The sequence below is a fragment of the Methylobacterium iners genome (assembly GCF_022179305.1).
In the GTDB taxonomy this organism is placed as follows: domain Bacteria; phylum Pseudomonadota; class Alphaproteobacteria; order Rhizobiales; family Beijerinckiaceae; genus Methylobacterium; species Methylobacterium iners.
This window is the reverse complement of sequence record NZ_BPQP01000004.1, coordinates 99,419-124,864: the sequence shown is the minus strand read 5'-3', so window position 1 is coordinate 124,864 and position 25,446 is coordinate 99,419. Positions and strand designations below refer to the sequence as shown.

At 70.2% G+C, this 25,446-nt stretch carries 18 protein-coding genes, 2 tRNA genes and 1 pseudogene; 11 read left to right on the top strand and 10 right to left on the bottom strand.

The features are described 5' to 3' along the window. Nucleotides 1-711, bottom strand: a pseudogene (locus MFF55_RS01535) (Crp/Fnr family transcriptional regulator); the annotation flags it as partial. Between the two features lie 311 nt (nt 712-1,022). Between MFF55_RS01535 and MFF55_RS01530 the strand changes: the two are divergent. Continuing rightward, nucleotides 1,023-2,150: a helix-turn-helix domain-containing protein gene (locus MFF55_RS01530; RefSeq protein WP_306421371.1), complete on the top strand. Its 1,128-nt coding sequence runs from the start codon at nt 1,023-1,025 to the stop codon at nt 2,148-2,150. Next, nucleotides 2,147-2,365 (top strand): hypothetical protein, encoded by a 219-nt coding sequence (locus MFF55_RS01525; protein WP_238242316.1) that lies wholly within the window; start codon nt 2,147-2,149, stop codon nt 2,363-2,365. The genes MFF55_RS01530 and MFF55_RS01525 overlap by 4 nt, the downstream gene beginning before the upstream one ends. A 156-nt stretch (nt 2,366-2,521) precedes the next feature. On the opposite strand, the gene MFF55_RS01520 is transcribed toward MFF55_RS01525, so the two are convergent. After that, a complete protein-coding gene (locus tag MFF55_RS01520) occupies nt 2,522-6,532 on the bottom strand; it encodes a PAS domain S-box protein (protein ID WP_238242315.1) in 4,011 nt (1,336 codons plus the stop codon). A gap of 326 nt (nt 6,533-6,858) precedes the next feature. Here MFF55_RS01520 and MFF55_RS01515 point away from each other — a divergent pair, with 326 nt between their 5' ends. Beyond that, nucleotides 6,859-8,133 (top strand): diguanylate cyclase domain-containing protein, encoded by a 1,275-nt coding sequence (locus MFF55_RS01515; protein WP_238242314.1) that lies wholly within the window; start codon nt 6,859-6,861, stop codon nt 8,131-8,133. A gap of 392 nt (nt 8,134-8,525) precedes the next feature. Here MFF55_RS01515 and MFF55_RS01510 read toward each other — a convergent pair whose 3' ends face one another. Further along, entirely contained in the window at nt 8,526-10,625 is a 2,100-nt protein-coding gene (locus MFF55_RS01510) for a diguanylate cyclase domain-containing protein (RefSeq protein WP_238242313.1), read from the bottom strand. A 220-nt stretch (nt 10,626-10,845) separates the two neighbouring features. Here MFF55_RS01510 and MFF55_RS01505 point away from each other — a divergent pair, with 220 nt between their 5' ends. Continuing rightward, nucleotides 10,846-11,166, top strand: coding sequence for a hypothetical protein (locus MFF55_RS01505; RefSeq protein ID WP_238242312.1), 321 nt, complete (start codon nt 10,846-10,848; stop codon nt 11,164-11,166). A gap of 439 nt (nt 11,167-11,605) precedes the next feature. Beyond that, entirely contained in the window at nt 11,606-13,111 is a 1,506-nt protein-coding gene (locus MFF55_RS01500) for an undecaprenyl-phosphate glucose phosphotransferase (protein ID WP_238242311.1), read from the top strand. Here the strand turns inward: MFF55_RS01500 and MFF55_RS01495 are convergent. Further along, nucleotides 13,105-13,632 (bottom strand): Fur family transcriptional regulator, encoded by a 528-nt coding sequence (locus MFF55_RS01495; RefSeq protein ID WP_238242310.1) that lies wholly within the window; start codon nt 13,630-13,632, stop codon nt 13,105-13,107. The two genes, MFF55_RS01500 and MFF55_RS01495, sit on opposite strands and share 7 nt — an antisense overlap. Nucleotides 13,633-13,883: 251 nt before the next feature. On the opposite strand from MFF55_RS01495, the gene MFF55_RS01490 reads away from it, so the two are divergent. Both MFF55_RS01490 and MFF55_RS01485 read left to right on the top strand, forming a co-directional pair. After that, complete coding sequence (locus MFF55_RS01490) at nt 13,884-14,753, top strand: metal ABC transporter ATP-binding protein (RefSeq protein ID WP_238242309.1); 870 nt, start codon at nt 13,884-13,886, stop codon at nt 14,751-14,753. Nucleotides 14,754-14,791: 38 nt separating this feature from the next. Continuing rightward, a complete protein-coding gene (locus MFF55_RS01485; RefSeq protein ID WP_238242356.1) occupies nt 14,792-15,616 on the top strand; it encodes a metal ABC transporter permease in 825 nt (274 codons plus the stop codon). A 7-nt stretch (nt 15,617-15,623) separates the two neighbouring features. On the opposite strand, the gene MFF55_RS01480 is transcribed toward MFF55_RS01485, so the two are convergent. Then, entirely contained in the window at nt 15,624-16,226 is a 603-nt protein-coding gene (locus tag MFF55_RS01480) for an exopolysaccharide biosynthesis protein (protein WP_283206685.1), read from the bottom strand. Nucleotides 16,227-16,460: 234 nt separating this feature from the next. On the opposite strand from MFF55_RS01480, the gene MFF55_RS01475 reads away from it, so the two are divergent. From MFF55_RS01475 to MFF55_RS01460, 4 genes are all read left to right on the top strand, one after another. Beyond that, nucleotides 16,461-16,544, top strand: a tRNA-Tyr gene (locus MFF55_RS01475). A gap of 202 nt (nt 16,545-16,746) precedes the next feature. After that, nucleotides 16,747-17,778, top strand: coding sequence for an aldo/keto reductase (locus tag MFF55_RS01470; protein ID WP_238242308.1), 1,032 nt, complete (start codon nt 16,747-16,749; stop codon nt 17,776-17,778). A 57-nt stretch (nt 17,779-17,835) separates the two neighbouring features. Continuing rightward, a tRNA-Gly gene (locus tag MFF55_RS01465) sits at nt 17,836-17,909 on the top strand. A gap of 200 nt (nt 17,910-18,109) precedes the next feature. Beyond that, a complete protein-coding gene (locus MFF55_RS01460) occupies nt 18,110-19,666 on the top strand; it encodes a helicase HerA domain-containing protein (RefSeq protein ID WP_238242307.1) in 1,557 nt (518 codons plus the stop codon). 99 nt (nt 19,667-19,765) lie between these two features. Here MFF55_RS01460 and MFF55_RS01455 read toward each other — a convergent pair whose 3' ends face one another. From MFF55_RS01455 to MFF55_RS01435, 5 genes are read right to left on the bottom strand one after another with little or no spacing between them, the layout of a single operon-like run. Continuing rightward, the gene (locus MFF55_RS01455) at nt 19,766-20,014 is read right to left on the bottom strand and encodes a hypothetical protein (RefSeq protein WP_238242306.1); all 249 of its coding nucleotides are present in this window, start codon (nt 20,012-20,014) and stop codon (nt 19,766-19,768) included. Between the two features lie 43 nt (nt 20,015-20,057). Further along, nucleotides 20,058-20,723 carry a hypothetical protein gene (locus MFF55_RS01450; RefSeq protein WP_238242305.1) on the bottom strand — a complete coding sequence of 222 codons (666 nt, stop codon included), beginning with the start codon at nt 20,721-20,723 and terminating at the stop codon, nt 20,058-20,060. Continuing rightward, nucleotides 20,720-21,961 (bottom strand): YcxB family protein, encoded by a 1,242-nt coding sequence (locus MFF55_RS01445; protein WP_238242304.1) that lies wholly within the window; start codon nt 21,959-21,961, stop codon nt 20,720-20,722. Before MFF55_RS01445 ends, MFF55_RS01450 begins: the two co-directional genes overlap by 4 nt. Before the next feature lie 8 nt (nt 21,962-21,969). Continuing rightward, on the bottom strand, nt 21,970-23,124 hold the full coding sequence (locus MFF55_RS01440) for a VWA domain-containing protein (RefSeq protein ID WP_238242303.1): 1,155 nt from the start codon (nt 23,122-23,124) through the stop codon (nt 21,970-21,972). Then, nucleotides 23,121-25,445, bottom strand: coding sequence for a DUF5682 family protein (locus MFF55_RS01435; RefSeq protein ID WP_238242302.1), 2,325 nt, complete (start codon nt 25,443-25,445; stop codon nt 23,121-23,123). Before MFF55_RS01435 ends, MFF55_RS01440 begins: the two co-directional genes overlap by 4 nt. Between the last annotated feature and the right edge of the window lies 1 nt (nt 25,446).

Below are 25,446 nucleotides of genomic sequence, written 5' to 3'. Positions count from 1 at the left end.
GGCGCCCTCGATCAGGCGGGCATATTCCGCCTCGGGCGCGCCGTAGCTGCCATCCGCCAGCGTCTCCAGGCGCTCGCGGTCGATCACCGTGATGCGCCCGCGCCGGGCCTTGATCCGGCCCGCGCCCTCCAGGTTCTGCAGGGCCAGCGTCACGCCGGAGCGCTGCACGCCCAGCATCATCGACAGGAACTCGTGCTTGAGCAGGAGATCGTCCCCGTCCACCCGGTCGTGGCACATCAGGAGCCAGCGGGCGAGGCGAGCCTCGATGTTGAAGCTTGCGTTGACGAAGGCCGTCTGGCGGACCTGAACAAGCTCCGTCTGGATGTAGCGCAGCAGGAGCCGGCGCAGGGTGGCGCTTGCATCCGTGGCAGCCAGCAACGCCTCCGCGCCGATGCGCCAGCCCTCGCCCGCGAGCTGCATGAAATGATCGTGCGGAACCCGGTCGCTGCCCAGGAGCAGCGGCACGGCGCCGACCAGCCCCTCCCGTCCCGCGATGCCCACCTCGACACGACCGTCGGAACCCTGCGCGGTGATCGAGGAAACCCCACTCTCCAGGAAATACAGGTGCTCGACCCGTTGGTTGGGCGCAATCAGCATCTGCTGGAGCGGAAGATCCGTGAGGTATAGGTGCGGCTGCAGCCGGTCGAAATCATCCGGCGACATCGCCTTGATCAGGCGGTTGCGAACGGCATTCTGTTGAAGCTGGACCACGGCTCTCGTCTCCCTGTCGGAGCAAGAGCACCGCGCGTCTCCCTGCCGTTCGCGCTCAGAGATTTCAGCAAACGATGAGATCGATTTGGGAAGGCGGCGGAAGTATTACAAGCAGGCCCGGGTGAAAGCGGATGAATTCCGTTATGTTCGATACCATACAAAACGAAGGTCTGAAAACCGACCGGCCCCGCGGATAGCTTTTGCGCAATGCATTTTGTGTTTATAGCTTCGGTTAGCTTGCCAGGCCGCCAGGACATAGGCTCCGGCAATTCTCACCGGAGCTCTGCATGAAACAAATGGCTAGGCAGCCTGTGGCGCTGGTTGCGGATGCGGACAGCTTTGTCGGCCTGGATCTGAGCGACGCGCTGCGGACGGTGGGCTACCGCGTGCTCGGGCCGTTCGCGACGACGCGAGAGGCCTTGGCCGGGCTCGGTCAGGACGATCCGACGCTCGCCGTCATCGACATCGCGCTCAGGGACAGCTCCAGCATCGCCCTGGCCGAGGAACTGCGTCGGCGTCGGGTGCTCTTCCTGATCCATTCCGGGCAGCAGCAGGACAAATCCCACCTCGTCGCCTTCCAGGGGGCGCCGTGGCTGATCAAGCCCGCTTCGGCCTCGGACGTGCTGGCGCTGTGTGACGAGCTCTCCCTGTCCGGGCTTGCGCCTGCGGGCGATGAGCAAGCCACGTTCTCCCCGGTGGTCGAGCGGGCCGGGAGCGTGAGCAACCCGTTCGTGCGCAAGCTGGAAGGCTTCGCGGCCTTGTCCGAGGCCGACCGAGCGGTGCTGGAGCAGATCAGCGCCAATGCGCGCATCGTCCCGCCGCAGACCAGTCTCGTGCACGAGGGCGACAGGCCCGACGGCGTGCTGCTCGTCATGGAGGGCTTTGCCGGGCGGCTCAAGCACCGCGCCAACGGCCATCGCCAGATCATGGCCTACCTCGTGCCCGGCGACACGGGCGATCTCGACGTCGCGCTGCTCTCCCGGATGGATCACACCATCACCACGCTCTCGGCCTGCAAGGTGGTCCGCATCGCCCCCGAGACCGTGGCGGCCTTGGTGCAGCATCATCCGCAGATCGCTCGCGCGCTTCGGATGACGACGCTGGTGGACGAGGCGACCCTGCGCGAGTGGCTGATGAATGTCGGCTGCCGTTCGGCCGTGGAGCGGATCGCGCATCTGTTCTGCGAGCTGCTGGTGCGGCTGGGGGCAGTCGGCCTCGCGCAGGGCAACAGCTACGAGTTGCCGATCACGCAGCTCGACATCGCCGACACGACGGGCTTGTCGAACGTGCATGTGAACCGCTCGCTGCAGGAGTTGCGGCGGCAGGGGCTGATCGAACTGGGGGGCAGGCGGCTGACGATCCTGAACTTGCAGCGCCTGAGGACGTTGGCGGAGTTCAAGGCCAATTACCTGCACCTGGGAGACCGCTCTGCCGCATGAGCCTTCGCCTCGAGCCTGTGCAGGTCGCGCCCAGAGGCGGCGACACCGACGGCCGGCTCGTCTTCGCCGGCGGGTATCTCGTCGCCGTTCTGGTGCGGCTGGGCGAAGGGCATGGCGAGGAGGCGGGCCGGTGGTTCGTGGAAGCGGGCTTCGGCCTCGCGGTCACCGTCCTCAAGCCGCCCACCTTCGTCGACCTCGACGAGGCGCAAGCCTGATTACGCAGCAGCTCGCCGACGCCGCGGCACAGACCTGAGCGGGACGGGCTCCAGAAGCCCATTCACCGAACCGCCGCCTGCGAGGATGGCGTAGACCGACGTCCCGCGGCGAGGTTGGGCCGGAAGCCGGCTCCCGTCCCGGCGCTGGTTGTCCCCTCACGCCGCCTTGGCGTAGGGCGTCCGTGCGGCGGCCGCGATGGCTTGCGACGCCGCGGCGCGCAACTCGGGAAGGCGGTCGAGGCCGGCGCCGTGGGCGGAGACCTCCTCGATCTCGCGGCACAGCCTCGCCAGCGCGGCGAAGCCGAGCTGGCCGGCAAGCGACACCATGGCATGAGCCTCCCGCGACAGCTCCGCGGCCGTGATCCCGGGCGCTTCGAGCTGCGCCAGGCGCCGCTCGACCTCGCTCTGGAAGGCCGCGAGAAGACCGGAGATCCGGCCCTCGCCGAGGACGCCGGCCAGCATCGCCAGCATCGTCTCGTCGAGGACGTCCGTGGATCGGGCGGGGTCCGGCTCCCCACCGCGATCGTTCGTCGCCGGCTCCGCCGCCCGGAGCAGCCTCTCGATCGCGGCGAACAGGTCCGTCCAGTCGACGGGCTTGGCGACGTGGGCATCCATCCCGGCCGCGCTGCACCGCTCGACCTCCTCGGCCAGCGCATTGGCGGTCAGGGCGATGATCGGGGTCCGGCGGCGGCCGTGCTCGCGCTCCCAGCTGCGGATCGCGGCGGTGGCGGACAGGCCGTCCTGGCCGGGCATCTGCACGTCCATCAGCACGACGTCGAAGACGGTCTCCGCCTGGACCGCCGCGACGGCCGCCGCCCCGTCCCCGACGATCGTGACGTCATGCCCCTTCCGGCGAAGGACCGCCGCGATGATCTCCTGGTTGATCGCGTTGTCCTCCGCGAAGAGCATCCGGTATCCGCGCTGCCCGGCGGGCGTCAGGCCCTCGCCCTCCGTCGAGGCGGCACCTTGCCCCTGGGCCGGCCTGAGCGGGATCTCGAACCAGAAGGTCGAGCCCTCGCCGAGCCGGCTCTCGACGCCGACCTCCCCGCCCATCAGCCGGACGAGCCGCCGCGTGATGGCCAGGCCGAGCCCGGTGCCGCCGTAGGTGCGCGAGATCGAGCCGTCCGCCTGGCTGAACCGCTCGAAGAGGTGCGGCAGCGTCTCCGCGGCGATGCCGATGCCGGTATCCACGACGTCCACACGGAGGCGCGGCTGCGCCTCGGCCCCGTCGAGCCAGCGCGCCCGCAGGGTCACCGTGCCGGCCGGCGTGAACTTGATGGCGTTGGTGGAGAGGTTGAGCAGCACCTGCCGGATCCGGACGGGATCGCCCAGGAACGCATCGGGCACGTCCGCATCGATCTGCGCGACGATGGCGAGATCCCGGCCCTTGGCGGCCTCGATGGTGAGCTCGCGGCAGCTCTTCAGGAGGGCCCGCAGCCCGAACGGCACCACCTCGATCGCCAGCTGCCCTGCCTCGATCTTCGAGAAGTCGAGGATGTCGTTGACGATGGTCAGGAGCGAGCGGCCGGATTCCTGCGCGAGCGCGATCAACCGGCTCTGCGAGGGGCTGACCGAGGGATCGCTCTGGAGGAGATCGTGGACGCCGAGCATGCCGGTGAGCGGCGTGCGCAGCTCGTGGCTCATATTGGCCAGGAACTCGGCCTTGATCCGGGCCCCGGCCTCGGCCGCGACCTTGGCACGCTCGAGGTGGGCCGCCTGCCGCTGGCGCAGGGTGACGTCGCGCAACGCCCGGATGATGCGGACCTCGCCGCCCTCGTCGACCCGCCGGAGGGCCGCCTCGGCCCAGATCCAGTGCCCGGCCTTGTGCTGCATCCGGTAGATCGCGGACCCGGTGGGGTTCTCCGCGGTGAGGGCCTGCAGCGCCGTGGCGAGCGTCGCGACGTCGTCGGGATGCACGAGGCTCAGGAGGCGCATCCGGCTCGCCTCGTCGAGGCTGTAGCCGAGCATGCTCGTGACCGCCGGCGAGACGTAGCTGTCCCGGCCCTCGGCGTCGCCGAGGATGATCAGGTCCGAGGTATGGTCGGCGAGCAGCCGGTAGCGGGCCTCGCTGTCCCGGACCCGGTTCTCGGCGGCATGCCGCTGCGTGATGTCGGTGAGCGTCTGGACGTAGCCCTCGCCGCCGCGGATCGGCATGGACCGGATCTCGATGACGCTGCCGTCCGCGCGGCGCCGCTCGGAGCGGAGATCGGCGGTGCGGTTCTCCTCGTCCAGCTCCCAGTGGCTCGAATCCTCGATCGCCTCGCCCCAGGAGCCCGTGAGCCGCAGGTGCTCCCGCACGGAGCGGTAGCTCGGGCGCGACGCCATCAGGGCCGGGGGCAGGCCGAGCAGTTCGAGGGCGCGCGCATTGGCGACGGGCACGGTTCCGTCCGGGGCGATCATCAGGAGGCCCTGGTCCATGCTCTCGAGGGCGGCCTCAAACAGCGACGACTTCTCGGCCAGCGCGCGTTCGGCCTGTTTCAGCTCGGTCAGGTCGGCGAAGACGCCGAAGATTGCGCGGATGCCGACGGACCTGCCCTCGGCATCGGTCTCGCCCTGGCAGATGCCGCGTGCGAGGACCTGCCGGATGCTGCCGTCGGGGCGCCGGATGCGCAGCTCGAAGGCGAAGGACTCGCGCTCCTCGATGGCGCGCCGCACCGCCGTCGCGACGCGCTCGCGGTCGTCGGGGTGATAGCGCTCGATCGCCCCGTCCACCGTCGGTTGGAAGGCGGCGGGATCGAGCCCGTGGATGCGGTAGACCTCCTCCGACCAGGTCAGCCGGTTCGAGGGCAGGTCGATGTGCCAGTGGCCGACATGGGCGACCTGCTCGGCCATCGTGAGCAGGCGGTTGGCCTCGCGCGCCTCCGCCTCGGCCACCTTGAGGTGGGTGATGTCGCGCACGCCGACGAAGACCCGGCCGATCCGGTCGGAGCCGGGATCGCGCAGGGGAACGTGGATGACCTCCCAGCTCTTCAGCCCGCCCCCGAGGATCTGGTGATCCTCCGTCCGCAGGGGCTCGCCGGAGAGGACGGCGAGTTCGAGCTCCGTGCGAACCTGCGCGGCGTGGGCGGGCGGGAGCAGATCCTCGGGCCGCTTGCCCATCACCGCCTCGGCTGGCAGGCCCATCGCCGCGGCGGCGGCAGGGTTCCAGGCCTCCAGGCGGAACTCCCCGTCCTCGCCGACGCGATGCACGAACAGCGAATCCGTCGAATGTTCGAACAGGCCGCGGAAGAGGGACTGCGCGTCCTGCCAGGCATGCTCCGAGGCCCTGATCCGCTGCTGGCGGCGCTCCAGGCCGGCGGCGAGCACGAGGAGCGCGATCGTCGCCAGAGCAAGAACGGAGCCCTGGATCGTGGCCTCGCGGCGCCAGGGCGCGAGCGCCTCGTCGACCGACATCGAGGCCGTGGCGACGAGCGGGTAGCGGTCGAGGCGCTGGAAGCCGACGATGCGCTCCAGGCCGTCCACGGGCGAGGCGGGGTTGTGGATGACGCCCGACGGTCCGGCCTTCAGGCCCACGGCGAAGAGCCGGCCCCGCGACAGGTCGCGCCCGATCATCGCCGACGCCTCCGGCTCGCGCAGGAGGATGCGGCCGGTATCCGCCCAGAGGGCGATCGTCCCCTGCTCGCCGATCTTCACCTGACGGTAGAAGTCCCGGAAGGAGGAGAGGCGCAGCGTCGTGCTCACCACGCCCTCGAAGCGCCCGTCCGGCCCTCTCAGGCCGCGGGAGACGGGCAAGACGGGGGCCGCGTCGTAACGGCTGACGATCGGCAGATCGACGTGGACGCCACCATCCGGATTGTCGCGATGCCACTGGAAGTAGGAGCGGTCCGCGCTGCTCAGCGGCCCGTGAGGACCGACCGAGTCATGGAGCCACGCGCCGTCGGACGACAGGACCGCGAGGTTCTGCACCTGCGGGAGCTCGGCCGCGCGCCGTTGCAGGAACTCCTTCAGCCCCGCCCGGTCCGGGTTGCCCCGCAGGCGCTCGATGGTGCCGGAGAGGACGAGGTCCGCGCCCTCGATCGTCCGGGCCGCGTGCTGGGCGAGCGCGGTGGCGAGGTTGCGGGCGGTCTCGTCGGCGTTGGCGAGGGCGACGGCGCGGGAGGTCGCGATCTGCCAGGTGCCGATCGCGGCGATGAGGATCGCGGCCACGAGCGTGACCAGCGTGGCCATCGAGATGCGTCTGGCGCCGCGCGGGGGTCGTAGAGGCGTGTCCACGCGGTCCTGCTCCCCAACCACCGAGTACCAGAGCGCGAAGGCTGGCCTAGACCGGAATACTTAATGCTGGCATGCCGCGAGCCGCGAAAACCACACCGGGTACGTGCGGCTCAGTCACGCAACCAAGCCTGGCACGCATACGGGCCGCGCACCGGAAACCGGACGCCCGGTGCGCAGGGTATTGCGAGTCCGTTTATGAATCTGTGATGGTCTGAAGGATAGCGGCGAGCCCCCCGGCCCGCTTCCTCTTCGAACCTGGGACCCTCCGCGCGAGGACGAGCATGACGCATTCGGCATCCGACGGTCCCATCGCGGTCGCGATGCTCGACGACGACCAGCTCTACCGCGAATACATGGGCGTGCTCCTGGCCCGCCAGCCGAACTACGCGTTCTTCCCGGCCGCCTCCACGGAGGAGCTGCTCGCGATCCTCGACGCGCGGCCGATCGACTGCGTGCTGCTCGACTACAATCTCGGGCGCGACACGGGGCTTGCCGTCCACGCGACCATCGAGGCGCGCTACCCCGAGGCGCCGCCCACCATCATGCTGACGGGCGACGGGCGCGAGCGGACGGTGATCAAGGCGATGCGCCTGGGCATCCGCGACTACCTGCCCAAGCGCGACCTCAAGGTCGACGAGATCGTCTCCGTCATCGGGCGGACGGTGAAGCGCCACCGGCAGGAGGTGGAGCAGAGGGCCGAACATCGCCGCCTCGTGCAGCTCTCCGGCATCGACACGGTGACCGGCCTCATGGCGCGCGAGCCCCTCGACGCGCGCCTGGCGCAGCTCGACGCCGCGCTCCCGCGCAGCCGCGTCGGATACGGCCTCCTGCTCATCGAGATGGCGGAGCTCGATCACATCAACGAGCGCTTCGGCCTCGGGCTCGGCGACCGGGCGCTCCGGGCCTTCGCCCAGCGCCTGCGCCTGCCGGCGCGGCATTCCGACATCTGCGGGCGCTACGCCGGCAGCACCTTCCTCTACATCGTCGATTCGGGCGCCGACCCCGAGCTGCTCGCCGCGGTCGCCGGGCAGCTGCGCCAGCAGACGGATTTCCGCGCCGACTTCGACGAGGCCAGCCTGCACCTGACGGCGCATATCGGCGGCGCCCTGTTCTTCATCGATGGCCGAACGACGGAGAGCGTGCTCTCGGAGGCGCGCCGCCGCCTGCGCGAGGCGCGCGAGAGCGGCGAGCGGGTCGTCCTCGCGACGAGCGCGGCCGGCCGCGAGCCGGCCGCGGCGGAGGTCCCGATGGACGAGCCGGCGCCCGCCCGCCCGGCCCCGCCCGAGGCCGAGGACCCCACGATACGTACGGCGGATTTCCGCCGCTCGCCGCGCCAGCGCGTGTTCAAGCGGGGCCGCATCATGACCCCGGACACCGGGTCGACCTTCGATTGCACCCTGCGCAACGTCTCGCAGACCGGGGCCGCCCTGCGCTTCGACGCCTTCTTCGCCCTGCCCGAGGAGTTCGACCTCGTCATCGTCGGCGCGGGCCAGAAGCGCCGCTGCCGGGTGCGCTGGCAGAGCGGCGTCGATGTCGGGGTGCAGTACGTCTCCTGAGACGGCCGCCGGCGCGTCATGGCAGGCCGACGGCGCGACGGATTCCCTCTCCCAGGGGGAGGTCGATGGCAGATGAGGCGGCTCATCGGCCAGCCGTCTCCCTGGCACCCCCCGTGGTCATTCCGGGGCCGCCCCCGGATCTCGCCTTCGGCCGGTCCGAGGACAGGCTCCGCGGAGCCCGGAACCCAGAGCCGCCAACGAGGCGGGCTGGATCGCGACCTGCGGTTCTGGGTTCCGGGCTCGCCTGAGGCGTCCCGGAATGACAAAGGTGGTTGAAGAACCCAGCCTGCGATCGCCCTGCCCAGGGGGAGAGGGGATCCGCGGGTCGCGCGACGAGCGGCGGTGACGGACGCGAGCTGCCGACGACCGGCAGCCCCATGACGCGGCCGGGCTCAGCCGACCCGGTCGAGGTCCTGCGGCACGGAGAGGAGCTCCCGGATCTTCAGGGCGAGGGCGTCCGGGCGGAAGGGCTTGACCAGGAAGCCGTCGACCCCGGCGTTCCGCGCCTCGATGCGCGAGGCGGAGCGGGCATTGGCCGTGAGCATGAGGAAGCGCAAAGCCCGCAGGGACGGCTCGGCGCGCACGCGGTTCAGCAGCTCGATCCCGCTCATCGGGACCATGTTCCAATCCGAGATGACGAGGCCGTAGCGGCGCTGGCGCAGCTTCTTCAGGGCCGAGCCGCCATCCGTGGCGCGGTCGACCTGGGCGAACCCGAAGGCGGTCAGCATCGCCGACAGGGTGTCGCCGACCATCTCGCTGTCGTCGACGACGAGCACGGGCAGGCTCGCCGGCTGGAACTGGCCCAGGAGCTCGCGCATGGCGGCGAGCGTGCCCGAGCCGCCCGGCTTCGGCGCCGCGGCGGCGCCGGTGAAGGGCGCGAAAGCCTGGATGGCGCGGGGCGGGCTCACAACCTCGCCCAGGATCACGTGGCAGCCGAGCGCGGCGAGCCGGTCGCGCTGGGCGGGCGTCGCCACGCCCGGCGCAGCGATCCGCAGCCCGAACACGCCGCCCACTGCGATGATCGCGCGCAGCCGGCGGAGCGCCTCGTCGTCCTCACGCAGGCCGGCGGGGTCGAGTTTCAGCTGATCGAAGCCGCCCTCGTGGAGGGCGTTGATCGAGGCCGGCCCGGTGCCGAACTCGTCTAGCCCGAGCTTGACCTTCAGGGACCGCAGCTTGGCCAAGGTCTCCGCCACGCGCTTGCCGCCCTTCGTCAGCGTCGCCTCGCTGAGGTCGACGCGCAGCCGGCTCGGATCGAGGTTCGAGGCTCGCAGGGCCTGGACGAAGGTGAGGGCGAGGTCGCCGCTCGAGAACTGGAACAGCGAGATCCTGAGGCCGATGCCGAGCGGCCGGTCCCAGGTCGCGGCCAGGCGGCAGGCCTCGTAGATGGTCCATTCGCCGAGCGCGGTCATCAGGCCGGCATCCTCGGCGATCGGCATGAACACCGAGGGGTCGACGGTGCCGAGCCGCGAGCTGTTCCAGCGCAGGCGCACCTCGAAGCCGATCACCGCCCCCGACGCGGCCTCCATCTCCGGCTCGTAGGTGAGGTCGAGCTCGCTGCGGTCGATGGCGTGCATCAGCTCGGCCTCGATCGCGCGGCGGCGCTGCAGGGCCTCGTTCAACGACGGATCGAAGAACCGATGCGTGTTCTTGCCCTCCTGCTTGGCCTTGTAGAGGGCCGCGTCGGCGTTGCGCAGCAGCTCATCGACATCGCGCCCGTGCGTCGGGAAATGCGCGATGCCGATGCTGACGCCCAGGCTGAGCGCGACGTCGCCGATGAGGAAGGGCCGGCCGATGGCCTCGACCAGCCGCTCGGCCAGACGTGCGGATTGATGCGCCTCCGCGGTGTAGGCCTGCAGGATCAGGAACTCGTCGCCGCCGAGCCGGAACGCCAGGTCGGTCTCGCGGGTGACCTCGGTCAGGCGCTGGGCGACGATGCGCAGGGCCTCGTCCCCCGCCGGATGGCCGTGGACGTCGTTGATGGCCTTGAAACCGTCGAGGTCGAGGCAGAGCACCGCGAAGTCGGCCCCGTACCGCTCCGCCCGGGTCTGCTCGGCGAGCAGCGCCTGTTCGAGGCCGAGCCGGTTGCGCAGGCCGGTGAGGGGGTCGTGGCGGGCGTTGCGGCTGATCCGCTCCTCGGCCGCCCGGCGCGCGCGCAGGTCCTGGAAGACGAGGAGAACGTGCTGGCGGCCGAGGAGCTCGATGGTGCGGACGTGAAGCTCGGCCGGCACGGCCCCGCCTTCGCCGGCCAGACTCACCTCGGCCGAGCGCATCGCGGCGGGCAGCGCGGGCGGCGGCACCGCGAAGAGGTCCGCCATCGGGCGTCCGATCAGGTCGCGCGGCTCGCGGCCGAGCAGCGCGCCGAGGCCGAGATTCGCTTCAAGGATCGTTCCATCGGCGCAGAAGACCGCGATGCCCTCGACGAGGACGTTGGACAGCGCGCGCAGCCGCGCGAGTTCCCCCCGAGCCAACTCCCTGACAACCTCGGGATTCATCTTGCCACCGGCTCGTAGTGTCGCGCATACCTCTGATGCGACGAACATCCCGTGTCCGGGTGAAGAAGCGTTTAACCGCGTGCCAGGGGCGGTGACGCTCGCCTGCTGCGGGCCGTGTCCTCGCCTGAGGGGAACGGGAGCCGCTGTGCGGCGCAGGCAAGGCCGCCGGACGCGGTGATCCTCGCAGCGCGTTGCGATCCTTCGGGGGAAGGGGAGACCCATGCGGCGGATGGTTTTGGTCCTCTCGGGCATCCTCGCATGGGCGCCGCATGCGGAAGCGCGGCCGTCGGCGCGTGCCCAGCCCTCCACCGAGTCCATGCGCGCGCACACCGACGCCGCGACCACGATCCTGCCGGAGAACGCCGAGGCTCATGCCCGCCAGCAGGCGTTCGACGCGAGGATCGCTCGCAAGACCCAGGCTGCGACACGATCCGTGTGCGAGGGCTGCTCCCAGGGCAATCGACCGAACGCGGGTCGGCGTGCCGTCGAATCCGAGGAGAGCGCGTTGCGGACCGATCCGGCGCAGGCGCCCCTCGATTGAAGCGCGGTCCTCTCGGCCGAAAGGCGAGAGGCTCTTCGCGGCCTGCCGTGCCGCCCGGGTGAACGGACCCCTGAACATCCACGCGCATCGCGCGGAGCGCTCCAGCCCCGCGCTCCCTCCGGGCATCCGCGCCCCGGCCCGACGACAGCATCGGCGGGACCGCCGTCAGTCCTCCCGTTCTCCATACGGCGAAACCTTCGGGCGCTCTTCTGCGTATAAGCGCGCGTCGATCGCCGACCGGCTGCGCAGCCGCCACTGCAATGGAGGGAAACTCTGCCCTGAGGGCGAGAACGACTACCTAAGTATTTGATCGACGATCGTCGAGCAGCTTTTCATCGGAGGGCCCAGGGTTTGCTCCCACAAAAGCCGAAACAAAGATCGGGTGAAGAACCCGCTCGGATTGGGACACATTCGGCCCACCATGGTACACGGCGCATCGATGTTTCAAGATCGGCTTCCTGAGATCTACGAAAGCCTTTCGGTTCCGGCTGGCGACCGCCGGGACGTTTGGGCCGCGTTGATGCCGCGCCGCCGCCGCGCCGCCTTCCGGCTCGGCATCTCGGCGGCCGTCGCGATGGCCGACCTCCTCACGATCATCGGCTCCGCCTACGCCGTCGAGCTCCTCTACTTCTACGCGACCACCGGGCAGATCCTGCCGGAGGGGTTCAGCACGGCGCCGCAGATCTCGGCGCTCGTGGCGCTGATCGTGTTGCTGACCAACCTCGTGCGCGAGGAGTACAGCATCGAGAACCAGCTCTCGTACCAGCCCCACCTGCGCCGCACGGCCACGCTCTGGCTTACGGCCTGGGCCGCCGTGCTCGTCGTCGGATTCGCGACGAAGACGACGCACGATTTGTCCCGCGTCGTCTCGATCGGCTCCTTCCTCGCCGGGCTCCCGGCCATCCTGCTGGTGCGCCTGATGATGGTCGCCCTGGTGCGCCGAGCGATCACGGCCGAGTCGGCCTCGGTCAACCGCGTCCACCTCGTCGGCTTCGAGGAGGACATCGCCCGCTTCTACGCCCACAACGATGCGGAGAGCCTCGGCCTGCGCGTGATCGGGACGAGCTACCTCCGCCGGGTCGACCCGGCCGCGGACGCCGCGGCGCGCGACGCGCAGATGTCGGAGGATCTCGATCTCGCGGTCTCCGTCGTCCGCTTCCTGCGGCCCGACGACGTCTTCATCCTGGTGCCGTGGTCCGACGTGTCGGACATCGAGCGCTGCGTCGACGCCTTCCTGCGTGTCCCGGCGGCGCTTCACTTGCGCCCCGGCGCGGTGATGGAGCGCTTCCCGGACCTGCACGTCGCCCGCGTCGGGCGGCTGTCCGGGATCGGCATCGGCCGCCGGCCGCTGCATTCGGGCGAGATCTTCCTGAAGCGCGCCCTCGACCTCAGCGTCGCGCTGGCGGCGCTCGTGCTGCTGGCGCCGCTCTTCGCGGCGGTCGCCCTGCTGATCAAGCTCGACAGCCCAGGCCCGGTCTTCTTCCGGCAGAAGCGCTACGGCTTCAACCAGCAGCCCTTCGCGGTCTACAAGTTCCGCAGCATGAAGACGGAGCGCGACGCCGTCTTCCGGCAGGCCTCCCGCAACGATGCCCGGATCACCCGCATCGGCGCCGTCCTGCGGCGCTCGAACATCGACGAGCTGCCCCAGCTCATCAACGTCATCCTCGGCGAGATGTCCCTCGTCGGCCCGCGGCCCCACGCGCTCGCCCACGACCGCAGCTTCGAGCGTCGCATCGCCCTCTACGCGCGGCGCCACAACGTGAAGCCCGGCATCACCGGCTGGGCGCAGGTCAACGGCCTGCGCGGCGAGACCCTGACGGACCTCGACATGGAGCGGCGCGTCAGCCACGACCTCCACTACATCGACAACTGGTCGATCTGGCTCGACATCCAGATCCTGTTCCAGACGGTGTTCTCGCCCCGCGCCTACCGCAACGCCTATTGATCGGCGGCCTGCTTCTCCAGGCAGGCCCCGCATTCGCCCTCGACCTCCAGGATGCGGCTCGACGGCTTGAAGCCCGCGCGGGCCAGCGTCCGGCCGAGGCCGTCCTCGACCTCCGGGGAGGTGGTCTCGTCGATGCCGCCGCATTGGCGGCAGATGAGGAAGACGAGGCCGGCATTGTCCCCGTGGGAATGCCCGCAGGAGACGAAGGCGTTCCGGCTGGCGATGCGGTGGACGAGACCATGCTCGGTCAGGAAGTCGAGCGCCCGGTAGACCGACACCGCCGCGACCCGCCGGCCCGGCCCGCTCAGGCGCTCGGCGATGTCGTAGGCGCCCAGCGGCTGGGTCTGCGCCGCCACCGCCGCGAGCACGTCGCGCCGCAATCGGGTGAAGTGCAGGTCGCGGTCGCGGCAGAGCGCCTCCGCCCGGGCGACGACGTCGTCGGCCCCAGCGCCGCAGCCGTCGCTGCCATGAACGTCGCTGCCATGGGCCTCGTTGCCATGAGCCTTGGCGTGGTCGTGCATGAATCCTTCCTGGAACGGTTTTCGGATCGGACCGACCGCCGTTGAACTCGGCTGCTGTTACAGTGTATCAGCGCCCCAGCATAAGCCTCGGCGTCCGTTCGGGCAATTTGATCGAGCCGCGTGACCCGAACCCTGCCGATGCGAATGTCTCCCATGAACGAGGGCTCGCGACGCTCCCTGTTCCAGTCCGGCGCCGCGCAGCGCTTCGCGCTCGCGCTCGGCCTGGCCGGCCTGCTCTGGGGAGCCATCCTTTGGGTCTCGTGAACGCCGCATCGGACGGAGGCGCAGCCGGCGCGATCGCCCTGCGCGGGCTGACGCTCGGCTACGACCGGCACCCGGCCGTGCACCACCTCGAAGGCGTCATCGTCGGCGGCAGCCTGCTCGCGGTGGTCGGCCCGAACGGCGCGGGCAAGTCGACGCTCCTGAAGGGGATCGTCGGCGAGATCCCCTGCCTGGAGGGCGAGATCGAGCGGCGGCCGGCGGGCGAGGCCGTGGCCTACCTGCCCCAGGCCGGCGAGATCGACCGCACCTTCCCCCTGCGGGTCCTCGACCTCGTGGCGATGGGGCTCTGGGCCCAGCTCGGCCCCTGGCGCAGCCTCCTTCCCCATCGATCGATCCTGATGCGGGCGCTCGCCGCGGTCGGTCTCGTCGGCTTCGAGCACCGGCCGATGGGCACCCTGTCCGGGGGGCAGTTCCAGCGGGCCCTCTTCGCTCGGCTCATCGTGCAGGACGCCCGAATCATCCTCCTCGACGAGCCCTTCACCGGCGTCGACGGCCAGACCTCCGCCGACCTGCTAGCCCTGATCGGCGCCTGGCACGCAGAGGGCCGCACGGTGGTCGCCGCCCTCCACGACCTGACGCAGGTGCGCGGGCACTTCCCCGACACGCTGCTCCTGGCCCGCGAGCCGGTGGCCTGGGGGCCGACGGCGTCTGTCCTGACCCCGGCGAACCTGGCCCGGGCGCAGGCCCTCTCGGAAGCCTGGGACGAGGACGCGCCGGTCTGCGACCGCGGTCATGCGCATCATCAGGGCCATGATCACGCGCAAAACCGGGTTGATCACGCGCATATTCCTGTTGATCACGCGCACGAGCATCATGATCACCGCGGGACGGCCGCGTGATCGATTTCCTGTTCGGGCCGTTCGTCGAATTCTCCTTCATGCGCAGGGCGTTGGTGGGCTGTCTTGCCCTCTCGCTCTCCGCCCCGCCCATCGGCGTCTTCTTGATGCTGCGCCGGATGAGCTTGATGACCGAGGCCATGAGCCACGCCATCCTCCCCGGAGCGGCGGCGGGCTTCCTCGTCGCCGGCCTGTCCCTGCCGGCAATGACGCTCGGCGGCCTCACGGCCGGCCTCGCCGTGGCGCTGCTCGCCGGCTTCGTCACCCGCCGGACGGGGATCAAGGAGGATGCAAGTCTCGCCGCCTTCTATCTTATTTCGCTCGCCGGCGGCGTGCTGCTGGTGTCCCTGCGCGGCTCGCAGGTCGACCTGCTCCACATCCTGTTCGGCTCCGTCCTCGCCCTCGACGATCCGGCGCTCTGGCTGCTCGGCGGCATAGCGACCGTCACTCTGGTGGGTCTGGCCGCGCTCTACCGCCCGCTGGTCATGGAATGCGTCGACCCGCAATTCCTGCGCATCGTCAGCCGCGCCGGCGGCCCGGTCCACTACGCCTTCCTCGGCCTCGTGGTGATGAACCTCGTCGGCGGCTTCCAGGCGCTGGGCACGCTGCTCGCCGTCGGCCTCATGATCCTGCCTGCGGTCGCGACCCGGTTCTGGGCGATTGACCTGGCCGGCCTGCTGCCGCTTTCGGTAGCGTTCGCCATGGCAGCGAGCCTGATCGGGCTAGAGCTCGCCTACCACGCTGACCTCCCGACCGGCCCGGCGATCGTCCTCTCGGCGGGGCTGATCTATCTCGGCTCCCTGCTGCTCGGCCCGCAGGGCGGCCTGGTGCGCCGGCTGTTCCGCCGGCGCCACCTCGAGGCCTGAGCGCGCCTCAAAGGTTGAACAGGCTCATAATCCCGGACACGATCGCGTAAACGAAGCCAGCATTCAGCATCACCCCGAGGACGCCGACTCCGAGCCCGATCACTACCACGAGCCCGTCGCGCTCGACGAGGCCGAGACCGACAAGGCAGATCGCAATTCCGAGCGGGATCTGCCCGACGAGCGGGGCGGCGACGATCAGTGCCAGCGAGAGCGTCAGCAGGATGAGGCCCACGACGCGCATGCCGAGCGCGGTCTCGAACAGGCGCATCCGGGGCTGCGACCAGCGCTCCAGACGCCGGAGGAGCGGCACGGCGCGGTTGGCCGCGCGCTCGACATCGCTGCGGGCGACCGACCGGCGCAGCAGCGCGCGCGGCAGCCAGGGGGCGGCCATTCCCGCCGTGATCTGGACTGCCACCATCAGCAGCAGCAACCCGCAGACCAGCGGGATCGGCGGCGGCATCGGGAGGCAATTCGGAAGGCCCAGGATCACGATGAGCAGCGCGAAGGCGCGGTCGCGCAGAACGGCGACGATGTCGCCGACCGTCAGCCTGTCGTTCTCCTGCGCAGCGAGCACGGTGAGGACGTCGGAGGTTCGCGCGACTGAAGACAAGTAGGCTCGGCCATGGCTGCTGTCCCGCGGCGGGCTCTAGCCTAGTCGGGCCCTCTCGCCAAGCGACGCAGGTCCATCCCGATCCTGCACGACCGGCGAACCGACGACGTTGGCAGCGCTATAACGCAGCAGCGACCGCGGCCTTTGAACGAGCCCTTACAACCGCCAGCATCCGGTTGACACCTGCGGGGCCCCTCACCATAAGAGCCGCCGCGGCCCGAGAGGGAAGCCTTTGGGGGAATGTCCCGAGCGGCAAAGGGGGCGGACTGTAAATCCGCTGCGTAAGCTTCGTAGGTTCGAGTCCTACTTCCCCCACCAAATGCGGTCGCGGCCAGCTTCCTCGCCGTGATCCGGCGCTCCCGGCTACGCGAAGCATCCAAGATGCGCGATCCATGCCGGCGTTGTGCGCCGCCGCACATCGATCGGCCGCCCGACGCGGCCGTGCGTTGCCTCTCATCCGACCCGATCCATTTCGAGCCCAACCCGGCGCGCCACGCGCCCTGGAAGTGGTGAGGATCAGATGGAATACCGGCAGTTTGGACGGTCCGGCCTCAAGGTGCCGGTGCTCAGCTTCGGCACAGGCACCTTCGGCGGCACCAACGAGTTCTTCGAGAAGTGGGGACGGACCGACGTCGCCGAGGCGACCCGCCTCGTCGACCTGTGCCTGGAGGCGGGAGTCAGCTTCTTCGACACGGCCGACATCTACTCGGACGGGGCCTCCGAGGAGATCTTGGGCCAAGCGCTCAAAGGTCGGCGAAGCCGGGCGCTGATCTCGACCAAGGCGACCTTCCCGGTGGGGGAGGGGGCCAACGAGATGGGCTCCTCGCGCCACCACCTCATTCGCGCCTGCGAAGCGAGCCTGCGTCGCCTGGGTACCGATCATATCGACGTCTACTTCATGCACGGCTTCGACGCGCTCACGCCCGTCGACGAGACCCTGCGGGCGCTGGACGACCTCGTGACCTCCGGCAAGATCGGCTACATCGGCGCCTCGAACTTCTCCGGCTGGCACCTGATGAAGGCGCTCGCGACCTCGGAGCGCTACGGGCTGGCGCGCTACGTCGCCTATCAGGGCTACTACTCGCTGATCGGCCGGCACTACGAGTGGGAGCTGATGCCGCTGGGCCTCGACCAGGGTGTCGCCCTGATGGTCTGGAGCCCGCTGGGCTGGGGTCGACTCACGGGCAAGATCCGGCGCGGGCAGGGGCCGCAGGGCGGACGTCTCGCCGCCGGCGGCGCGGAGGGCGGTCCCGTGGTCGCCGACGAATACCTCTACAACGTGGTCGACGCGCTCGATGCGGTCGCCGCCGAGACGGGCAAGACCGTGCCGCAGGTGGCGCTGAACTGGCTGCTGAGCCGACCCACGGTCGCCAACATCGTCATCGGCGCGCGCAACGAGGAGCAGCTCAAGCAAAACCTTGGGGGCGTCGGCTGGTCGCTCACGCCCGAGCAGATCGCCCAACTCGACGCCGCGAGCCAGGAGATGCCGATCTACCCCTACTGGCACCAGAAGGGCTTCGACATCCGCAACCCGAAGCCCACGGTCTGGTAGGGGAGGCCCCGGCCTCGCCTTCTCAAGCCGCCCGGAGCATGGTATCCGGCCGGCAGCGCGGGTGTAGCTCAATGGTAGAGCAGCAGCCTTCCAAGCTGAATACGAGGGTTCGATTCCCTTCACCCGCTCCACTTCCCGTCCTGCCGAAGGCTTTCTCACGCCCACAGTTCCGAGGGACAGAGACGACGTTTCCACGACCTGAGGACCTCGGCGGACGAGGAGGGCGCAGCCGCTCCCATTCACACCCAACACCGTTGGCGTTGCGGGTCGGATGGACATCGCCGGCCTAAGGCGCTTCATCGGAGCCGCTACGCTTCAACCGGAAACCCGAATGACATCCGAGATCGTACTTGGCGCGGTCGTCCTGAAGGGGGCGGGCGGCGAACCCGCCGTGATGAACATCGAGGAGCTGCTCGCCACGCGCCTTCTCGTCCAGGGCAATTCCGGCTCCGGCAAGTCCCATCTCCTCCGTCGCATCCTGGAGCAGAGCGCCGGCAGGGTGCAACAGATCGTCATCGACCCGGAGGGTGACTTCGTGTCCCTTTCGGACCGCTTCGGTCATGTCGTCCTCGATGCCCAGCGCAGCGACGTCGAGCTCGAAACCATTGCCCTGCGCATCCGGCAATCCCGCGTCTCCGCGGTGCTGAACCTGGAGCACCTTGAGATCGAGGGGCAAATGCGGGCGGCCGGCATCTTTCTCAACGCGATGTTCGAGGCCGACCGCGCTTTCTGGCATCCGGCACTCGTCGTCGTGGATGAGGCGCAGCTGTTCGCTCCGACCGAGAAGGGCGAGTTCTCCGAGGAAGCCCGGCGCCTCTCCTTGGGCGCCATGACCAACCTGATGTGCCGCGGCCGAAAGCGCGGCCTCGCCGGCATCATCGCGACGCAGCGCCTCGCGAAGGTCGCCAAGAACGTCGCAGCGGAAGCCTCGAATTTCCTGTTCGGGCGCACGTTCCTCGACATCGACATGGCGAGGGCCGGCGACCTGCTGGGCATCGACCGGAAGGCGACCGAAATGTTCCGCGATCTTAGACGGGGCACCTTCATGGCGCTCGGCCCTGCCCTCTACCGAAGGCCGACCCAGGTTGCCGTCGCCTCGGTCGAGACCAGGGCGCTCGGCACGGCGCCGGCGCTCACGCCGCCGCCGCTCGACGTCTCCCTCGAGGAACGCTCGGCCATCCTTGCGCCAGTGCCCGCGGCGGCGCCAAGGCCTGTTGCCGAGCGCCGGGCAACCGTCCCGGCACCGCCCTCCGTGAACGACATGCTGAGCAGGATTTCGGAGCGGCACGTCGCCGACGAGGAGGAGGCGGCAGCGCTCTCGATGCCCGCGGAGGAACGCGAGGCCCTGCTGCGCGAGATCGTGCGTGACATCGTCGCGAACCCCGAGAACGCCTTCGCGGACGAGCTCAGGCTGTTCAACGAGTTCTCCTACGCCTGCCGCTTCAAGCGCATTCCCGGTGCGGCCGATCGGGACGAATTCAAGCGCCTCCTCGCGCCCGCCAGAGCCGGGGCCGGCAGCATGGACGCGTCCGACGAGCAGTGGCAGCAGGCCATGGCCGCCGCCGAGGAGGTCCCCGTCGAGGATCGAACCCTCTTCCTGCTGTTCGCCAAGGCGGCGATGCACCAGCAGCCTTGCCCATCCGATGCGACCGTGGCCAGGATCGCCGGCACGCGCTCACCGGGCCGAGCGAGGGGCTTGATCTCGTTCCTGGAGCGGAAGGGACACATCGTGACCCGACCCGGTTTCCGGAACCTGCGGATCGTCGCCATCCCAGCCCTGGCCTGGGAGACGCTCCCGGGCGATCCGAACGCACCCGATGCGCCCGCCTGCGGTGCGCCGGGCATCAACCTGCCCGGTGATGAAGCTCGCGGCGAACGCATTTCGTGAGCGATCGTCGAAGCCCATCCTCCCGGCGCAGGTCGGGCGGGAGGTCGACCCCTGCTCAGACCGGCGTCTTGCCGTGCAAGAGGCCGGACGGCGGCCGGCTCAGGCGATCCGTACGCTCATGAGCGCCTCTGCCGCCCGCCGCACCTCGGTCGCGATCAATTCCTCGCTCGGCTCCTCCGCGGGCAGGTCGGCCAGTAGGACGGCGACGTCGCGTTTGACGTCCTCGCGCACCTCGGGATCCTCCTCGGAGAGACGCCCGATAAGGACCCCGACGACCACCTCCATCGCCACCATTTTCGCGTAGAGGCGTGAGAAATCGTCCAGGCCCTCCTCGTCGTTCGCGTTCATTCCCCGCCCCCCCCCCACATTCCGGTTCCATACCAAAGCCCCATCACCGCGAGGCTGATCGCTCGACCCGCCTCACGCTCGCTAGCATGGCACGGGCGGCGGTGTGGCGGTCCTCTCCGGTCTCGCAGGTCCTGCAGGTCGCGCCGAGATAGCGACCGTCGATTACGGTCTCGGCGAACAGGCCCGACTTGAATCGTCCCGCAGCGTTGGTCTCGACCGCGATCCACGTGTGCGGACCGAACTCGACCGGCCCGAGCGGTTGGCGGATTGTCGCCCCCAAGCTTGTCCTCTCGAGCACCGTCCGTAATCGCAGATAGCGCGACAGCGGCGTCGCGTGCAGGCCGGCAAGGCGCTCAGCGTCATCGGCGCCCTCGACTGAATCGCGCCGGAGGACGAAGGTGCAGGGCTCCTGCGTGCGGCGGCAGGCCGGCGTCCGGCAGACGATGCGGGCTCGCATGCGACCGGTGGCGTCGCCAGGATCGTCGGCCGCGCGCTCCAGTTCCCAGCCCGGGGCCATGTCGAGAACGAAGCCCTTATCGAGGCGAAGCGTCACTGGCAAGGCCTGGTCTGCTTGCTGCTCGCCGGTATCCTCCTCGGCCCGGAATGGTGCCTCGCTCTGCGGCGCGTCGTCGGCACGCCCCGCGCGCGCGGCCAGAAGGACGGCCAGGGCAGCGGTGCCGACGAGGCGGATCGAGGTGAAACGTCTCATGACGTATCCTTTGTTCCCGGAAGATGGCGCGTCGTCAGTGACTCGAAACGGTCGAGCCCGTCGGGATCGAGGGCGCGCAGCGGAGGCGGCAGGACGAGGCCCCAGCCCAGCGGCAGGACCAGAAGGTCGCCCATGCGCTCGCAGCCCTGGAATAACGACCAGGCCAGGTGAGCATGGGCTCCTCCGCGCATCGTCACGATGCCGCCCTCGCCGATCCACATCTCGGCTTCGCCTCGGGCGGGATCGAACGCCATCTCCGCGGCAAGGGATTGCAAGGCGGGGCGGCGGAAGAGCCGATCCGCCACAAGTCCGAGGCCGACGAGGGTCGCCGCAGCCAGGACACCCTTCCAGAAATCCGTATCGATCATCTCGACCAAGAGCGGGAATGCGGCCTCGAACGGCACCTGGTACGGGTCGATGCACCAGGTCGCTGCCACGATCGCCGGATAGAGCAGGCTCAGGGCGACGAGCCAGCCGACCGCACCGACGAGCCGCGCGCGGTGCGCCGCAGGCGTCGTGAGCATGCGTTCCATCACCGCCACGCGCTCGTCGACCGTCGGCTCGAAGACGACGTGTTGGGCTCCGGCCTCAGGCGGGTCCGGGAGAGGCGCGGACGAGGCGCCGCTGCGGCCCGCGAGGTCGTAAACCGCGCGGCGCAGGCGCTCGGCCACATCCGACGAAACGCCGTCCTTTGGAATTGCGATCGCTTCCTCGCTGACCGTGGTCGTGATGAAGAAGTGGTGGCCATCCTCGCCGAGGGCGAGAACGTCGCTCCAGGGAATGAAGCTCATCAGTCCCGGATGGCTTCGGGTCATCCCCGACTGGTCGAAGCGGTAGCGCAAGGTCACGGGGTCGCGCCCCCCGGACGAGCCCATCATGATCCGAAGCTGCCGCCGCATCAGGGTTGGATAGACCGCCCAATACGCATGGAAGCAGCCGGCGATCGCGGCGAGGCAGAGCGCGAGCGGCAGCAGATCGAGGCGTGGCAGGTCGCCCATCAGCCTGCCGAAATCCCGTGGCCCGCCGGCGGTCGCCCAGGTGGAGACCGCGCCGAGGCAGGCCAGGAACCACATCAGCGGCAACCCGACCATCAGGATGAGCCGACGCTGGCGGCCGAGCCGCGGCCATTGAACGTGCAGGAACCCGGCGAGCTGGTCCTCATAGCCGAAGGGCGCCTCGAAGGTCAGGGCCGGATTCGGGATCGGGGCGCGGGCGGGAATGGCGGGAACGACGGGCATCGCTCGCCTCAGCGCTCCGCCGGCGGCACCGCCGCGGCGCCGACGCTCGCGGCCCAGGCGCCGAGATCCTGTTTGCGGATCGCGGCCGCCATCAGGTCGGGGAACAGATCGGGCGTGCAGGCGAAGGCGGGGACCCCCAACGCGACGAGTCGTGCGGCGAGCGCCCGGTCGTAGGAGGGCGCGCCCTCGTCGGAGAGCGCGAGGAGCGCCACCACCTGCACCCCGGACGCGACGAGGCGCTGTGCCTGGGCCAGCAGCCCGGCCTCGACCCCGCCCTCGTAGAGGTCCGAGATCAGCACTAGCACCGTGTCCTCGGGCCGGGTGATCCGCGAGGCGCAGTAGCCCATCGCCCGGTTGATGTCGGTGCCGCCGCCGAGCTGGACCGAGAACAGCACCTCGACGGGATCGTCCATGTCGTTGGTAAGGTCGACCACCTCGGTATCGAACACCACGAGCCGGGTCGAGACGGCGGGCAGCGAGGCCATTACGGCGCCGAAGATGCTCGAATAGACCACGGAATTCGCCATCGATCCCGACTGGTCGATGCAGAGGATCACGTCCTTCAGGGAGCCCCGGCTCCTGCGGCCGTGACCGAGCCGGGTCTCTGGGATGATGGTGCGGTACTCAGCCTGGTAATGGCGCAGGTTCGCCCGGATGGTGCGGTTCCAGTCGATCTCGGCGTGGCGCGGGCGGCGGTTGATGCTCGCACGGTCGATCGCGCCGTTTACCGCCTGCCGTAGGGGCTCCTCCAGGCGCTTCATCAGTTCGTCGACGACCTTGCGGACCACGAGGCGGGCGGTCTCCTTGGTGCGTCCGCCGAGAAGGCTGCGCATCGAGATCAGGGTGGCCACGAGGTTCACGTCGGGCTGGACGGCCTCCAGCATCTCGGGCTCGGTGAGCATGCGCTTGAGGTCGAGCCGCTCGAAGGCGTCGCGCTGCATCACCTGCACGACGGAGCTCGGAAAGTAGTTGCGGATGTCGCCGAGCCAGCGCGGGACGGAGGGGGACGAGGAGCCGAGGCCGCCGGATCGGTCGGAATCGTAGAGGGCGCCCATGGCCCGGTCGAGACGCAGGTCGTGCTCCGAGAGGCCGGCACCGGTCCCGTCGGCCGGTCCGCCGCCCAGGACCAGGCGCCAGCGGCGCAGGCGTTCGGTCTCGCTCATGCGGCGTCTCCGTCGATCGCGTCTCCGGCCGTCCGGGCCGGCTCGGGGCCGAGCAGCAGGCGCAGGATCGGCAGCACCTTGGCGGCGCGCTCCGCATCGAAGACCCGGGACCCGTCCTCGTCGCCGGGCGCAGGCCCGCCCAGCCGGGCCAGGGACTCGCCGATCACCCGGCGCTCGGGGGCGGGGATCGTCGCGAAGGTGCGACGCACGATCGGCAGCAACTCGACGAAGGTCTCGGAATCGAGATCGCCGAGCCACGCGTCGACCACCGGCAGCAGGCCATCACCGTGGATCAGAACCATGCCGCTGTCTTCCAGAAACCCCTCGATCCAGGCAGCCGCCGCGATGGCGCCGGCCGCGCGCGACAGGGCGCGCCGCAGGCGGTCGCCTGCCTCGGCCGCCGCGATCGCGCGGTCGTCGAACAGGAGCCGCACGGCCCGGCCAACGACACGGCCGTGGACGTGCTCCTGGTCGGCGAGCGCCCGAAGCGCCTCCTGCCACGTCGCCTTCAGATCCGGGTCTTCCAGCAATGAGACTGCGCCGGAGACCGCGACGATGCGGCCCTTGGCCTTCGTCGCCGCGTCGTCGTCGAGGCTCTGGCAGGCCGCGACGAGGCCGGCCGCCGCCCGCGGCACCAGTACTCGCACCACGGCGAGCACGGGCGCGGTGTCGGAGGAGCGGACCGAGCCGTAGCGGGCGAGTTCCGCGAGCGGGGGCAGCGCCTCCATCAGGTCGAAGACATCGGCCGAGACGGCGGCGCGGTCGTTGAGCGCCTGGATGACCTCGCCGGTGGCGTCCGCGAGGTCCGCGTCGAGCAGCGTGCCGATGAGGCCGGAGAGCTCGGCGACCCGCGTCGCGGTCCGGGCATGCGCCCGCACGCGGCTGGCCGCGGCTTCGGCCACGGTGCCGCCCCCGGCGGAGGCCGCCACCAGCTCCACTACCCAGTCGGGCTGCCAGGAAAGGAACCACGCCTCCTTGAAAGTACCGCGCCCGCGGGCCTGCCGCCGCTCGCCCCAGGGGATCCCGAGGAGGCGCAGGCGGTTGAGGAAGTGGCTGCGGCCGAGATCCCCCTCCTTGCGCAAATCGAGGACGATCTCGCCGGCATCCGAGCCCGGCTTCAGGCGCAGGCGCTTGCACTGCGCCGCGAAGTCGGCCTCGACCGGGGTGCCGGGGCTGTCCGGCGGGGTCGCGCCGAGGTGCTCGCCTATGACGAGCTTGCGCCGGATCAGGGCCATCGGCGCGTCGTCGGCGAAGCACAGGGTGGCCTGGGCGGCCTCGTCGAGATCTTCGAGCGAGGGCCGGGCTCGCCCACGGAAACCGGCGAGCGCCTCAGCGAGACGCGCCGCCTCGATCACCGAGGCCGGCGACGCGTCGAGGTCCTCGGCCCGCAGCAGCGCGGCGGCCCGTGCCAGCCAGCGGGCGGCGACTTGGCCGCCGTGGTTCCACAGGGTGTCGTACCATTCGGGCGAGAGCACCCCGGCGCGGTAGCCCGAGGCCGTCGCCAGCCGCTCGTAGGACCAGGGCGCCCAGGCGGCGGCGACCTTCGTCTTGGGCAGGCCCTTGAGAGTCGCGGCGTCCGCGCCCGATTGCCCGCGTGCATCGTGGCGCAGCAGGGCCGGTACGTGCCAGGCACCGCAAACCACGGCCACGCGCTCGAACTCCTTCGCCGCTCCGCGGATGGCCGCGCGCATATGCGCCTCGCGGGCTTCCTCGCGGAACGCGTCGTGGGGATCGGGCTCGGCCTCCTCGCGCAGAGCCGTCATCGCCTCGGCGATCGCCGCGAAGACGTCGCCGTCCTCGCCCGAACGGCTCTCGATGAGGGCGTCCCACCAGCGCTCGCCGTCGGGGTAGCCCGCGGCCTGCGCCAGCTCCCCGAGCGGGTCGCGGCGGATCGCGGCGGGGGCCACGATCGGCTCCTCCACCGACGATGCGTCGGCCGCCGCGGCGATGGGCTCCCCCTCCGGCGGCGCAACTTCATCCTCTCCCGGCAGTCCGAATCCGTCCGCGAGCTGAATGGCGTGCGGCAGGTCGATGAAGCGCACCGCCGCGCCGGCCTCGATGCCGTGGCGCATGGCGACCCATTCGGGCGAGAAGGCCGCGAAGGGGAAGAAGGCGCAGTCCCCCGGCCGGTCCGGCCGATAGACGAGGAGCGCCACGGGCGGCGCCATGGCCTCGTGAGCCGCGAGCCGGATCAGGTCGTCCGCATCCGGCGGCCCCTCGATCAGGAGGCAATCCGGCCGGAACGCGTCGAGGGCCGCGCGCAGCGAGCGCGCCGAGCCCGGTCCGTGGTGGCGGATGCCGAAGATCCGGATGTCAGCCATG